Consider the following 15,208-nt stretch of genomic DNA (forward strand, 5'->3'; position numbering starts at 1 on the left):
TCCTCTTTTTTGGAGAGGGAGGCAGGGGGTGAGGTGGACGCCCGCGCCGCTCGCGCACCCGTCCATGCCTTTCTCGGCAACTCTGCTTCGCCGCATGCTATTCGTTCTGCTAGTTCTGGCTGGCCCTCTAGCCGCCCGCGCCCAAGGCCCCCTCACGGCCCCGCTCACGGCCACCAATTCCGCGCAGTCCTTCCCGTTAGTCCACGCCCACCAGGCCGCTCCACTCTGCTTCGATGCCCAGGACGCTGCCGTGGTGCGCGTGGCGGCCGAAGCCTTTGCGGGTGATGTATTCCGAGTGACGGGCCTGAAACCTAAGCTGCAAACCGCTGCGAAGGTGCCCGCTGGTGTGGCCGTTATCATCGGCACGCTGGGCCAGTCGGCTTTGATTGATAAGCTCGTGGCCAGCGGCAAGCTCCAAACCGGTCAGTTGCGCGGGCAATGGGAAAGTTATAGCATCAGTGTTATTGAAAAGCCGTTTCCGAACGTGCCGCGGGCGCTGGTCATTGCCGGGAGCGACCGGCGGGGCACGGCGTTTGGCATGTTTGAGGTGGCGCGGCGCATGGGCGTGTCGCCGTGGGTGTGGTGGGCCGATGTGGCGCCGGCCCACCACGACGCGCTTTACGTGCAGCCCGGCCAATTGGTGCAGGGGCCGCCGGCGGTGCAGTACCGGGGTATTTTCCTCAATGACGAGGACTGGGGCCTGCGCCCCTGGGCGGCCCGGCACCTCGACAAGGATGTGCAGGACATTGGCCCGAACACCTACGCTCACATCTTCGAGCTGCTGCTGCGCCTGAAGGCCAACTACATCTGGCCGGCCATGCACCCCGGCACCAAAGCCTTCTACCACTACCCCGCCGACCCCGTGCTGGCCGACCGCTACGCCATTGTGGTGGGAGGCAGCCACTGCGAGCCCATGCTGCGCAACAACGTATTTGAGTGGGCCGAAAACTACGAGCACGAGTACGGCCAGAAGCCCGGCGAATGGCGCTACGACCTAAACGGCCCGCAGATGTACCGCTACTGGGAAGACCGGCTGAAGCAGTCGGCCCAGTACGAATCCATCTACACGGTGGGCATGCGCGGCATCCACGACGGCAGCATGCCCGGCCCGCCCGACCGCGCCGCCAAAGTGCGCCTGCTCGATACCGTCATCACTGACCAGCGCCGCCTGCTCAGCCAGTACGTGAAGCCCATCGGCGGCCGGCCGGTGCCCCAGATTTTTTGCCCTTACAAAGAGGTGCTGACGCTCTACCAGGCCGGCCTGAAGCTGCCCGACGACGTGACCATCGTGTGGGCCGACGACAACCACGGCTACATCCGGCAACTGTCGGACAAAACGGAGCAGCAGCGCAGCGGCGGCAGCGGCGTGTATTACCACGTTTCGTATTGGGGCGCGCCGCAGGACTACCTGTGGCTGTCGAGCATCTCGCCGGCTTTGATGAGCTACGAACTGAGCAAGGCGTATGCGCTGGGCGCCAAGCGGCTGTGGGTGGTGAACGTGGGCGACATCAAGCCCGCCGAGCTGGAAACCCAGTTTGCCCTGGACCTGGCCTGGAACGTGGGCCGCTGGACGCCCGCCACCGCCGATGCCTACGCCGCACGCTGGGCCACCGAAACCTTCGGCCCCCGGCTGGCGCCCGCCATTGCCCGCCTCAAGCACGAGTACTACCGCCTGGGCCACGCCGCCAAGCCCGAACACCTGAGCGGCGTGAGCTTCACGGCGGCTGAGCAAAACCAGCGCCTGGCCGATTACCAGAAAATAGCCGCCGAAGCCGAGGCTCTGGAAAAGCAGGTTCCGGCCAGCTTGCGGGATGCTTATTTCGAGCTGATTCTTTACCCCACGCAAGGCGCGCGGCTGATGAATGAGAAAGTATTTTACGCCGCCCGCAGCCTGGAGCTGGCCAAAAAGGGAGATGAAAAGGCTTTGACCTTCGCCCAAAAATCCCGTGCTGCCTACGACCAGATTCAGGCCCTGACCCGGCGCTATAACGACGAAATAGCCGGCGGCAAATGGGCCGGCATGATGAGCTCGCACCCGCGCGACCAGAAGATTTTCGAGATGCCGCCCGTGGCTACCGCCGCCTTGGTAGCGGAAGGCAAAGCCGCCAGCCAGGCCCCGGGCGCGTTGAGTAACTCAGCAACGGAAGCGGCCGAAGTCGCTACGGCTACCGCGCCGCTGCTGCTACCCGCCACGGCTTTTACCAGCAAATGGGCCGCGCCCCACGAAACCCTGGCCCCGCTGCCCGGCCTCGGGCTGGAAGGGCAGGGGCTGACCCGGCTGCCCTACGACGTGCCCTCGTTTGCGGCTGATGTGGCCCACGCGCCTTACCTGGAGTACCGCGCCAACCTTTCGGCCGGGCCGCACTCGGTGGCCGTGCGCTGCCTGCCCACCTTCGGGCTGTATGCCGGGCGGGGGCTGCACTACGCGGTGAGCGTGAATGGCGGCCCACCCCAAACCGTGGACGTGAACGTGCCCGCCGACTCGAAGCAATGGAAGGAAAACGTGCTGCGCGGCTTCTCGCAGGGCCAGACCACGCACGAAGTAGCGGCGGCTGGCCCGGCCACCATCCGGCTGTATTTGCTGGATGCGGGGCTGGTGGTTAATCAAATTCAAGTACGATGAAAGAATTTTCTAACGGCGCGGTTGGCTTCAACTCACGGGACCCCTCTGGGGCCGGCCCCCTCTCCTGCGGAGAGGGGATGCCAGACGCGAGAATCGTTGAACGCACCCCCTCTCCGCAGGAGAGGGGGCCGGGGGGTGAGGTGAGCCATTGGATGATATTGCTTCTATCATTCTTAACCTTCACCGCCCACGCCCAAACCGCGCCCACCCCGCCGCTCTGGCACAACCAGCCGCGTACCCTGCGCTACCATCCCGAAGGCACCGATTTCGTTATCACCAACGGCACGCACCGCTTCACCCGCGCCCTCTACGGCACCAATACAGTCTTCCGCGTAGAAGCCGGCGACCTGCCGGAGTTTGCCCTTTACCTGCCCGGCATGGGCGGCAACCTGAAGTTTGGCCTGCTGGCCAATGGCCAGAGCAAGTGGCTGATTAAGGCCGAGAACATCACGGCCCGCTACCGCCCGGGCCTGATGCTCTACGACATCACCGACCCGCTGCTGGGCCCTTCGGGCAAGCTGCACCTCGAAGTAGCGGCTTCGGCGGAGGCCGAAGGCGTGCTGGTGAAGGCGCGATTTGAAAATGCCCCGGCCAACAACGTGCAGCTGCTGTGGGCTTTTGGCGGGGCCACGGGCAAAAGATTCAACCGCGACGGCGACATCGGGGCCGACCCGGAATCGAGCTTCTACTTAAAGCCGGAGTATTGCCAGGGCAACGCCTTTGAGCTCAAGAAAAACAGCTTCGCCCTGCGCTACGGCATCGCCCCGCCGGCCGCCGATGCCTATGGGGATTTGGGCGCGAAGAAGCCCGTGGCGTCGCCAGCTTCGACGCCGCCCGCAGCGGCCAAAACGCTGCTGGGCATCGCCCCGCCCGCCTCCGAATCCCATGTGGCCGATGCCGCGAAACAAGAGACGCCGCAGCAGCTTTTTGCGTCGGCCGCCTCCGCCACGCCGGTGGTGACGGGGCGCCTGAACGTCCGGAACGGCGAGGACTTCTACTTCGCGGTGCAGAAAGCGGAAACGGCCCCGGCGCTGAGCTATGCCGCGCAGCCTGCCGCCTTCGCCCGCGCCCAGGCCGCCGGCGCCGCGCTGGCCGCCCGCGTCACCGTTTTCACGCCCGACCCCTACATCAATACTCTCGGCGGGGCGCTGGCCGTGGCCGCCGATGCCAACTGGGAAACGCCGTCCTACCTGCACGGGGCCATTGCCTGGCGCCTGCGCCTCAACGGCTGGCGCGGCCCCTACATGGCCGACCCGCTGGGCTGGCACGACCGCGCCGTCACCCACTTTCGGGCCTACGCCAAGTCGCAGCTCACCAGCCCGCCCAGCGGTCCCGTTACGCCCGATACGGCCCTGCACCTGGCCCGGCAGCTCGAAAAGCTGGGCACCGCCGTGTTCAGCGAAGGCTATATCAGCCGCAACCCCGGCGGCGATTTTCGGGCCCACCACTACGACATGAACCTCGTGTGCATTGACGAGCTGCTGCGCCATTTCAACTGGACCGGCGACCTAGCTTTTGCCCGCGAGATGTGGCCCGTGCTACAGCGCCACCTGGCCTGGGAAAAGCGCAACTTCGACCCCGACGGCGACGGGTTGTATGACGCCTATGCGGCCATCTGGGCCTCTGATGCACTGCAATACAGCGGCGGGGCCGTCACGCACTCGTCGGCCTACAATTACTTCGCCAACCAGAAAGCCGCCGAACTGGCCCAGCTGCTGGGCGAAAACGCGGAGCCCTACCGCCAGGAAGCCACCAAAATTCACCAGGCCATAAATAGCCGGCTGTGGCTGAATCCGCAGGGCTGGTACGCCGAATACCAGGATGCCCTGGGCCTGAAAACCCTGCACCCGGCCGCCGCGCTGTGGACGGTGTACCACGCGCTGGATTCGGAGGTGCCGGATGCGTTTCAGGCCTACCAGGCATTGCGCTACGTCGATGCCGGGCTGCCGCACATTCCGGTGCGCGCCGCCGGCCTGCCCGATGCCGGCTACTACCTGCTGTCGACCACCAACTGGCAGCCCTACGACTGGTCGCTGAACAACGTGGTGATGGCCGAAAACCTGCACGCCACGCTGGCCAACTGGCAGGCCGGCCGCTCAGAGTCGGCCTTCCTGCTCTGGAAAAGCGCCTTGCTCGAAAGCATGTACCTGGGCAGCAGCCCCGGCAATTTCCAGCAGATTTCCTTCTACGACGCCAACCGCGGCGAGCTGTACCGCGACTTTGCCGACCCCATCGGCATGGCCGCCCGTTCCCTGGTAGAGGGCCTGTTCGGCATCGTGCCCGATGCTTTGCATGGCACCCTGCGCATCCGCCCGGGCCTGCCCGCCGCTTGGAACGAGGCCGCCCTGACGGTGCCGGACATGGCGTTTACTTTTAAGCGAAACGAAGCGCGCGACACCTATACCATCAACCCCGCTTTTGCCAAGCCGCTCCGGTTGCAGTTGCAGCTGCAGGCCCGCGCCGTGGGCATCCAGGCCGTTACGGTAAACGGGCAGCCGGCCCAGTGGCGCAACGTGGAAGCGGCCGTGGGGCAGCCCATTATCGAAATCAGCAGCGAGCCGGCGGCGAAGTACGTGGTCGAAGTGCAGTGGCAGGGCGCTGCGCCCGACACGGCCGCGACCCAGCCGCAATACGCCGCCAACGAGGAACTGACCGTGCGCTTCCCGCAGGCCACCATAGTCAAGGTTTTCGACCCGCAACAGGTGCTACGCCAGGCGAAAAATACGGCGCACGAGCTCAGCGCACAGGTAGGCGGGGAGCCCGGCGCCCGCACGGCGTTCGTGCAGCTGCGGCAGGGCGCCCTCACCTGGTGGGAACCGCTGAACCTGAACGTAGCTCCGGCCACGAAAGCGGCGGAAGCGGCTCCGGCCACCGTTGCCAGATGGGAAACCGTGGACCTGAGCCGCTATTTTAACGACCAGGTGACGCGCATTTTTCAAAACAAATACCTCACGCCCCGCACCAGCACGGCCACCCTGCAGCTGCCCACCCAGGGCATCGGCAACTGGTGCTACCCGCTCATCCAAGCCAACATCGACGACAGCGGCCTGCGCCAGTTGGCCGGTTTGAAAAACGAAATCCGGCTGCCGGATAATGTGCCGCTGCGCACGCCCGGCGCGGCCGGCGCCAGGAATATCCTCTTCGTGTCGCAGTGGGACAATTATTCCCACGAAGCCACCGTGCCGCTGGCGGGCCGCGCCAGCCGTGCCGTGCTGCTGATGGCCGGCTCCACCAATCCCATGCAAAGCCAGCTCACCAACGGCGAAGTGCTGGTGACCTACGCCGACGGCAGCACCGCCACGCTGCCCCTGCGCAACCCCGACAACTGGTGGCCCATCGAGCAGGACTACGCCAACGACGGCTTCGCCTTCCAAACCAATGCCCCCCAACCGCTGCGACTCCACCTCAAAACCGGCCTCATGACGCGCGATTTCACCCAATACACCAGCATCAAGGGCTTCAGTACGCGCGCCATCGACGGCGGCGCGGCCACCGTGCTGGAACTGCCGCTCGACCCAAAGAAAAAGCTCAAAAGCCTCACGGTAAAAGCGCTGGCCAATGACGTGGTGATTGGGCTGATGAGCGTGACGCTGGGACGGTAGAGTTTTCCCTATGGCGCGGCCGGGCAAACCTCACCCCCAGCCCCTCTCCAAAAGAGAGGGGAGCCTGGCGATTTTCTAAAATATTGTTATGAAAAAAACCTCCATTCAAATATTGTCAGGCTCCCCTCTCTTTTGGAGAGGGGCCGGGGGTGAGGTTGGCCGCGTGGCAACGTTGCTGCTCCTCACCTTCACCACTCAGGCCCAGCCCATCAACCGGCAGGCCGTGGTGGAGCGCCACAAAGTCGTCGTCACCAATACCGATTCGCTCAATTCGCTGTCGGTGGGCAACGGCAAATTTGCCTTCACCGCCGATTTTACCGGCCTGCAGACCTTCCCGCTCCACTACGAAAAGGGCCTGCCGCTGGGCACCGAGTCGGAGTGGGGCTGGCACCGCTTTCCGAATAAAGAAGGCTATAAATTTGACCAGAGCCTGCGCACCTACATCCTCAACGGCCGCCCGGTGAGCTACGCCGTGCAGGTAAAAACGCCCGGCAATAAAGAATCGGGCGACTACTTCCGGGCCAACCCGCACCGCCTGCAGCTGGGCAACCTGGGCTTCGTCATTCTGAAGAAAAACGGTCAGCCGGCCGGAGTCCGGGACATTAAGAATATCCGCCAGATGCTGAACCCCTGGACGGGCGAAATCCAGAGCCACTTCACGGTGGAGGGCACGGCGGTTGACGTTGTCACCGTGGGCCACCAGACGCAGGACGCTGTGGCCGCCAAAGTCACGTCGGAACTGCTGAAGCTGGGGCGGCTGAAAGTGGCCTTGCGCTTCCCATTTCCCACGGCTGGTTGGGCCGATATGGCCGTGGATTATAGCCATGACGACGCGCACAAATCAAGCATTGTGGAGCAGAAAGCCGGCCGCGCCCTGCTCACGCACCAACTCGATACCACGAAGTATTTCGCGGCCCTGAGCTGGGTTCAAACCGCTGCGCTGGCCGCCGGCCGGCCCCACGAATTCATTCTCACGCCCGACCGCAAAAGTGCGGTGCTGGAGCTGAGCTGCCAGTTCACGCCGCTGAAAGTCAAGGCCGCCGCGCCCACCTTTGCCGCCACCCTGGCCAATAGCCGCCAGCAGTGGCCGGCGTTCTGGCGCAGCGGCGGGGCCGTCGATTTCGGCGGCACCGCTGACCCGCGCGCTAAGGAACTGGAGCGCCGCGTGGTGCTCTCGCAGTACCTCACCAAAATCCATAACGCCGGCTCGCAGCCGCCGCAGGAAACCGGGCTGCTGCTGAATAGCTGGTACGGCCGCCCGCACCTCGAAATGCACTGGTGGCACGCGGCGCATTTCGCCCTCTGGGGCCGCCCCGAAATCCTAGAAAAGAGCCTCACCTGGTACGCTCGGCCCGACGTGCAGGCCGTGGCCCGCGGCATTGCCCAGCGCCAAGGCTACAACGGCTGGCGCTGGCAGAAAATGACCGACCCCTGGGGCGAGGAAGGCCCGTCGTCGGTGGGCGCGTTTCTGCTGTGGCAGCAGCCGCACACCATCTACTTCGCCGAGGAAGCCTACCGCGCGCACCCCAACGCCGCCACCCTGAAGCTGTACCAGGAGCGGGTGCTGCAGACGGCCGAGTTCATGGCCTCGTTCCCGTTTTATGAGAAGGACAAGGACCGATACATTCTCGGCAAAGGTGTAATTCCAGCCCAGGAGCGGTTCAAGGCCGAAGAAACCTTCAACCCCACGTTTGAGCTGGTGTATTGGCATTGGGCCCTCGATATTGCCCAGAAATGGCGCGAGCGCCAGGGCCAGCCGCGCAATGCGAAGTGGGACGAGGTGCTGGCCAAGCTCTCGAAATTACCCGAAGCCAACGGCGTGTACCTGGCCACCGAAAGCGCCCCCGACTCCTACACCAACCCCGAATTCAAAACCGACCACCCCTCGGTGCTGGCCGCGCTGGGCGTGATGCCCGCCACCGGCCAGCAGGACGCCGCCACCATGCGCCGCACCTTCGACCTCATCTGGACTGACTGGAGCTGGAACCAGACCTGGGGCTGGGACTTCCCCATGACGTCGATGACGGCCACCCGCCTCGGCTTGCCCGAAAAGGCCGTAGACGCCCTTCTGATGAAGGTGCAGAAGAATACCTACCTGCCCAACGGCCACAACTACCAAGAAGGCCGCCTGCCCCTCTACTTGCCCGGCAACGGCGGCCTGCTCGCGGCCGTGGCCCTCATGTGCGCCGGATACGACGGCGCGAAGGAAGCCAACCCCGGCATTCCGAAGGGTTGGAAAGTGAAGTGGGAGGGCTTGCAGAAGATGCCGTAAGTACCGTAGCGTGGACTCTGCGAGTCCGCGCATCACCGGTCATTCAAACGTTCATATTCGCTGCGCTCATTCGCGGACTCGCAGAGTCCACGCTACATTTCCCCTATGAAAGCCTTCTTGCTCGCATTACTTCCATTAGCCGCCGCCGCCCAGACGCCCGCCGCGCTGCCCCCGGTCAAAACCACGGCCTTCCGCGCCGATACCTTTTCTATTGCCAAATACGGCGCCGTGGGCGACGGCCAGACCACGAATACGGCTGCTTTCCAAAAAGCCATTGCGGCCTGCGCGGCCAAGGGCGGGGGCGTGGTGCTGGTGCCGCGCGGCCAGTGGCGCACCGGCCCCATCGAGCTGCAAAGCAACGTGAACCTGCACGTAGCCACCGGCGCGCTGGTGCAGTTTAGCGAGCAAATGGCTGACTACAAGCTCATCAAAACCAATTGGGAGGGCCTGGCCGCCGTGCGCAACCAGCCGCTCATTTATGGCAAAAACCTGGAAAACGTGGCCATCACCGGCCGCGGCATCCTCGACGGCGCGGGCGAAGCCTGGTGGATGATGCAGAAGGGCCGCAGCCTCGAAAGCGACTGGAAAAAGCTGGTGGCCTCGGGCGGCGCGCTCAACGAGAAACAGGACCGGTGGTACCCCACCGCCCAAGCCCTGAAAGGCACCACCGTGAAGGAAGCCGGCGTGCTCACCGAGGAAAAGAAAAACATCGCCGATTTCGAGGATATCAAGGATTACCTGCGGCCCGATTTCCTGGTGCTGGATGGCTGCAAGCGCCTGCTCATCGAAGGCGTCACGTTCCAGAACTCGCCGGCCTGGACGGTGCACCCGCTGCTGAGCGACGACGTAATTGTGCGCAACGTGACGGTGCTCAACCCGCCCTACAGCCCCAATACCGACGCGCTGGACCTGGAATCGTGCCGCAACGGCATCGTGGAAAACTGCCTGTTCTCGGCCGGCGACGACGGCATCTGCATCAAATCGGGCCGCAACGAGCAGGGCCGCGCGCGGGGCGTGCCCACCGAGAACTTCCTCATCCGCAACTGCACCGTGTACCGGGCCCACGGCGGCTTCGTGATTGGCTCCGAGATGTCGGGCGGGGCCCGCAACATCTACGCCTCCAACCTCACCTTCATTGGTACTGACATTGGCCTGCGCTTCAAAACCACGCGCGGCCGGGGCGGGGTGGTCGAGAACATTTTCATCGACCACGTCACGATGAAGGATATCCTCAACGAAGCCCTGCTCTTCGACATGTACTACATGATAAAGGACCCCAGCCCGCAGGTGGCCGGCTCGAAGGAGCGCCCCGCCTCGCCGCCCAAGCCGGTGGACGCGGGCACGCCGCAGTTCCGCAAAATCTACATCTCGGACGTGACCTGCAACGGCGCCAAAACCGGTATCCTGGTGCGCGGCCTGCCCGAAATGGCCATTCAGGACATCAGCCTCAAAAACGCCGTGCTGAAAAGCGAGCAGGGCTTGGTGTGCATCGAAGCCGACCGCATCAGCCTCACCAACGTAACGTTGCTGCCCACCCGTACCGACCCGGTGATGGAAGTGCACAACAGCCGCAACATCACCCTCGACGGCATCCGCTACGCGCCGGGCGCGGCGGTGCTGCTGCGCGTGTCGGGCCCCGATAAGGCCCAGAATATTAAGCTGACCAACACCGATGACTCGAAAGCCAAACTGGCCTTGGAACTGGGGGCTGGCGTGAATAAGAAGGTCGTTGCGATGCCGAAAAAATAGGAAGCGCTACGGGGCGCGTTCTATCAGTTGCTAGCTGCGACTGGTTTGCAGAGCAGAGTGGAATTGAGCAGCAAAGCTGCCTGTTGGCGACAGATTCCCCAGCGGTTCTGTCGCCAACAGGCGGCTTTGCGCTGAATAATCCTCCCCCGACTGTTGCTGTCATGCTAAGTACACTTGCGATTTCAAGGGATAGATACCCTTCTGAAAGCAGTAAGCCTAGCAATGCCGCTTTTGGGCCTAGAGGCTATGAATTTTGACCAGTCAGAGCCGCAAATAAGACTATTATCCGGAAGAGCCACTGGCTGATAAAGGTCTTATCGTGTGCAAATATATGTCAAATAGCAAAACAACATCAAAACTTGCACCCCTCAATATCATCAAATGAAAGAATTTAACTGTCACGCTTTTTTGCGGAAATCGCAAAAGCGTGCTTGCCGAATTGATAAAGTTTTTACTTAGCTGGCGCTCTGTTGCTTTTACTTGAAAAAACAGGGCCTCACGTCTTGTTTGGCTAATCTTTTTGGCGGTATAGGTGAAGGATTTAAGGCATAAAAATCAACGTTGTCAGGGTGTTAAGTGCAGTGTTTTATTCTACATTTGAAAAAATTCTAATCAGCCATTTTTCATATGAAAAAACTGTTTACACGCACCTGCCGGCCGCTGCTTTGCGCTTTGGGACTGGGGGCTTTATTGGTTAATGAGGCGCAAGCTGCGCCGGTACCCGTGGCCGTGACCGGCTACACCGCCGACGTAGTGGCCGATGGCACCGGCACCGCGCTGTCGCGCGTCACGGCCGACTTCGACGGCGCCAGCTACGCCCTCATGACGGTGGGCTACACCAACCCCGCCGGCACGGCCTCGACGTCGGGTCTGCCCGTGTCGGGCCTCATCAGCAGCGCCGCCACGCCGGGCCTCACCTTCCAGCTGGCGTCCTATACGGCCAACAACTCGCTGCGCATCAACACCACCGGCGGCACCGGCACCCTCACCGTGACCACGCCGCGCACGGCGGGCGACATTTACGTGCTGGCCTCGTCGGGCAGCGGGGTGGCCACGATGGTGGTGACCGTGACGTTCACGGATGGCACGACGCAGGTATTCCCGGCTACCACCGTGGCCGACTGGTACGGCGGCACCGGAGCGGCCATTGTGGGCCTGGGCCGCGTGAGCACGGCCGATAACACCATCACCAACAACACCTCCGACCCGCGGCTCTACCAATTCCGCTACACCATTTCGACGGCCAACATCAACAAGCAGGTGCAGAGCATCGGCTTTAATAAAAGCTCAACCACCGGGGTGCTCAACGTGATGGGCATTTCGGTGAACCCCGTGTGCAACAGCGCGCCCACAGCGGGCACGGCCGTGGCCTCGGCCACCAACACCTGCGCGGCGGCCAGCATTGTGCTGTCGCTCACGGGGTCTTCCACCGACGGCGGCCTGGCCTACCAGTGGCAGGCTTCGACCGACGGCGGTACCACCTACACCGACATTGCGGGCGCCACCAGTGCCACCTACACGGTGGCCGGCCAAACCACGACCACCTTGTACCGCGCCCGCGTGATATGCAGCGGCACCGCGCAATCGGCCAACTCCACGGCCGTCACGGTGTCCTCCACGCCGCCCACCTACGCCACCCTGCCCGTGGTGGAAAGCTTTGAAAACACCTGGCTCGACGTGTGCAACACCCGCGACGCCCCTTCGGTCTCGTGGCGCAACTCGCCAACTACGGGCAACCCCTCGTGGCGCCGTGAAGACGACGGTGCCGCCGCCGCCTGGAGCTCGCCCACGTTGGGCACCTACTCGCCCGGCGCCAGCCAGGGCTCGCACTCGGCCCGCTTCCACAGCTACTTTGCCTCCACCAACGCCATCGGCACGCTGGACCTGTACGTGAACCTGAGCGGGGCCGGCAACAAGCGCCTGAGCTTCGATTTTGTGAACGTGGACGGTTCCGACTCGCTCACGGTGCAACTCTCGACCAACGGCGGCACCACCTTCTCGAACCTGGCCGGCTACAAGCTGAGCGCCGCCTTCGCCACGCAGGTGCTCACGCTCACGGCCACGTCGGCCACGTCGGTGATTCGCTTCCGCGCCAAATCCGACTTCGGCAATACCGATATCGGCCTCGACAACGTCATTCTCGAATCGGCCACGGGCTGCCTCACGCCGGCCGGCCTCACGGCCACCACCACCACCACCACCGCCACGCTCTCGTGGATGACGGGCGGCACCGGCACTTATACTGTAGTATACGGCCCCGCAGGCTTCAATCCTGCCACGGGCGGCACCTCGTTGCCGGGCCTCACCACGGGCAGCACCACCGTTTCGGGCCTCGCGCCGGGCACCACCTACCAGTTCTACGTGACGTCGAACTGCGGCACCGGTTCCAACTCGGGCACGGCCGGCCCGGTTTCGTTCACTACCCAGATTCTGAACGACAACCCCTGCGGCGCCACCCAGCTCACCGTCAGCAACACCTGCACGCCCATCAACTCGACCACCATTGGGGCCACCCAAACGCCCGCCAGCACCTACGTCAACAACACGCAAGGCGCGGGCTGCGGCTCCTACACCACCCCGCGCGACGTGTGGTTCCAGTTCACGACGGCTGCCACCGGCCCCACCAGCACGCAGGTGCGCATCACCGTCACGGGGGGCGCCGCCAGCGTGGTGCGGGCCTACTCGGGCACGGCCTGCGCCGGGCCGCTCACCTACATTTCCTGCGCCGGCACGGCCGTTAATACCGCCGCGCCGCTGCTCGACCTGACCACCCTTACGCCGAGCACCACCTACTACATCCGCGTGAACGAGTACAGCAGCGCCGGCACTCTGGGCAACTTCACCATCTGTGCCTCGCCGGTGCCCAACTGCCCGGCCCCCACGGGCCTGACCGCGAGCAACCTCACCAACAACACGGCCACCCTGAGCTGGAGCGGCACGCTGAGCACGGGCGGCACCTACTCGGTGGTTTATGGCCCCCGCGGGTTCATCCCCAGCGCCAGCGGCACCACGGTTTCGGGCCTCACGGCCAACACCACCACCATCAACGGCCTGAACCCCACCACCGACTACGATTTCTACGTGCAGCAGATTTGCGGCGGCTTCAACGGCAGCAGCACCCTGGCCGGGCCGTTTGGCTTCACCACGCCCCTCACCGCGCCCACTAACGACGAGCCCTGCGGCGCCCTGGCCCTGAGCAGCACGCCCACTACGGCTACCAACCTTGGCTCGACCACCACCACGCTGGGCAACATTTTCCTGCCGGCCTGCGTGGGCGGCCAGCAGCCCAAAGACGTGTGGTTTGCCTTCACGGCCAGCGCTACCACCAGCACCTTCACCCTGACTGGCGCCCCCGCCGGTGCGCTGCGCGTGTACACCGCTGCCAGCTGCTCGGCTGGGCCGTTCAACTCGGTGTTCTGCCAAGGCAGTGGCGCCAACAACACGGCCTTTGCCGCGCCAGTAACCGTGACGGGCCTCACGGCGGGCACCCGCTACTACGTGGCTGTGAGCGGCTTCGGTAGCTCCGACACGGCGGGCTCGTTCACCATCGCGGCCACCAACGTGCTGGCCGCCCGCGCCCAGACCAACAGCAGCGCCCTGCGCGTGTTCCCGAACCCGAGCAACACCGGCCAGCTCACCCTGCGCCTCACCGGCCTCGGGGCCAGCCAGGCCGCGCTGCTCAACGCCCTCGGCCAGAGCGTGCGCACCCTGCAGCTACCCGCCGGACAGGCCGAGCATACGCTCACGACCCACGGCCTGGCGGCTGGCGTATACACGCTGCGTCTGCAAGCCGGCCTGGAGGTATTCACCCAGAAAGTGGTGCTGGAATAACCCGCAGTCCCCATTCAGAAAAAGAGCCGCTCCAATTGGGGCGGCTCTTTTTTTTGTTCAATGAGTAAGCAGCAGGTATTCCGGTCCGGCCGCTCCCGGTGGCCCGACCGGTCGTGTAGTTGAGCAAATGAAGTCCTTGTTGCCTCAATCGGTTGGCCTGCCTAAGGCGGTTGGCTCGACAACCCTTGCTCCACACCGTTACCGAGCGCCCGCGCGTCATGCCGTGCCCAGCGAAGCATGCGGTTTCTTTCGCTGGATTATGGAAGCGCTGTTCGCCCTTGCAATGGGGGATCCTTGTCGCATTATCTTGCCATCAATCATGATTCTGAAGCTCCTTTTGTTGCCTCTGGGGCTGCTGGCCCTGCCTGCCTTCGCCCAAAAACCCAAGCTCAACGTGCGACTGCGGCAGCAGCTCGACAGCCTCGACCGGGCCTACCGGCGGCATGAACAGCGCAACGATGCCGCCTTTGCGCGGGCCGAAGCCGACTCGCTGATGAAGCCCATTCGCCTGCCCAGCGGGGCTTTGGCTGGCTACACGGGGCCGGTTCAGTGGGAGAGGTCGCCCGATAGTACCGACCTGCGCTTCGTGGCCGCCGTCATCCGGCGCTATGGCTTCCCGGGGAAGTCGCTGGTGGGCCGGCCCGCCAGCATGGTGGCCTGGCAGGTGCTGCAGCGCACCAGCCAAACCACCCGCTTCCTGCCGCAGCTGCGGATGGCCGCCGAAGCAGGCGAGCTGCCTTACCAATACTACGCGCGGGCCGTGGACACGCAGCTGATGCAGGCCGGCAAGGCGCAGCGCTACGGCACTCAATTCGTTAACTGCGTCCTCATCAACAAAGCCACCGGGCAGCTGGACATGGTGCGCTTTCTCTGGCCGGTGGCCGATGTGCGCCGCGCCAACGAGCTGCGCCGCCGGGCAGGCTTCCCCACCACCATTGCCCAAGATGCTCAGCTGCAAGGCTTTCCGGCCGAGTCGGTGACCCTGGAATATGCCCTGCGCATGAAGCAAGCCGCCGAAACCGGCGAATAAGCACCCGTCAGGCGCCGGCAATCGGCTTCGCAGCCCCAATAAATACCTTCCAAAAAAAAGCCCCAGCTGCACAGGCAGCCGGGGCTTTTTTTATGAAAGCT

General features: G+C 64.0%; 6 protein-coding genes. All 6 read left to right on the forward strand.

Annotated elements, in window-relative coordinates; all coding sequences use genetic code 11:
• Positions 1 to 94: 94 nt before the first annotated feature.
• Complete coding sequence (locus tag Q5H92_RS07320; RefSeq protein WP_305010849.1) at positions 95 to 2,623, forward strand: glycosyl hydrolase 115 family protein; 2,529 nt, start codon at positions 95 to 97, stop codon at positions 2,621 to 2,623.
• Positions 2,624 to 2,781: 158 nt separating this feature from the next.
• Entirely contained in the window at positions 2,782 to 6,225 is a 3,444-nt protein-coding gene (locus Q5H92_RS07325) for a DUF4450 domain-containing protein (RefSeq protein WP_305010850.1), read from the forward strand.
• Positions 6,226 to 6,388: 163 nt separating this feature from the next.
• Positions 6,389 to 8,497: a hypothetical protein gene (locus Q5H92_RS07330; RefSeq protein WP_305010851.1), complete on the forward strand. Its 2,109-nt coding sequence runs from the start codon at positions 6,389 to 6,391 to the stop codon at positions 8,495 to 8,497.
• A gap of 105 nt (positions 8,498 to 8,602) precedes the next feature.
• On the forward strand, positions 8,603 to 10,246 hold the full coding sequence (locus tag Q5H92_RS07335; protein ID WP_305010852.1) for a glycoside hydrolase family 28 protein: 1,644 nt from the start codon (positions 8,603 to 8,605) through the stop codon (positions 10,244 to 10,246).
• Positions 10,247 to 10,873: 627 nt separating this feature from the next.
• Positions 10,874 to 14,077: a fibronectin type III domain-containing protein gene (locus tag Q5H92_RS07340; RefSeq protein ID WP_305010853.1), complete on the forward strand. Its 3,204-nt coding sequence runs from the start codon at positions 10,874 to 10,876 to the stop codon at positions 14,075 to 14,077.
• A gap of 319 nt (positions 14,078 to 14,396) precedes the next feature.
• Entirely contained in the window at positions 14,397 to 15,107 is a 711-nt protein-coding gene (locus Q5H92_RS07345) for a hypothetical protein (protein ID WP_305010854.1), read from the forward strand.
• The last annotated feature ends 101 nt before the right edge of the window (positions 15,108 to 15,208 follow it).

Source organism: Hymenobacter mellowenesis (genome assembly GCF_030581005.1).
In the GTDB taxonomy this organism is placed as follows: Bacteria; Bacteroidota; Bacteroidia; order Cytophagales; family Hymenobacteraceae; genus Hymenobacter; species Hymenobacter mellowenesis.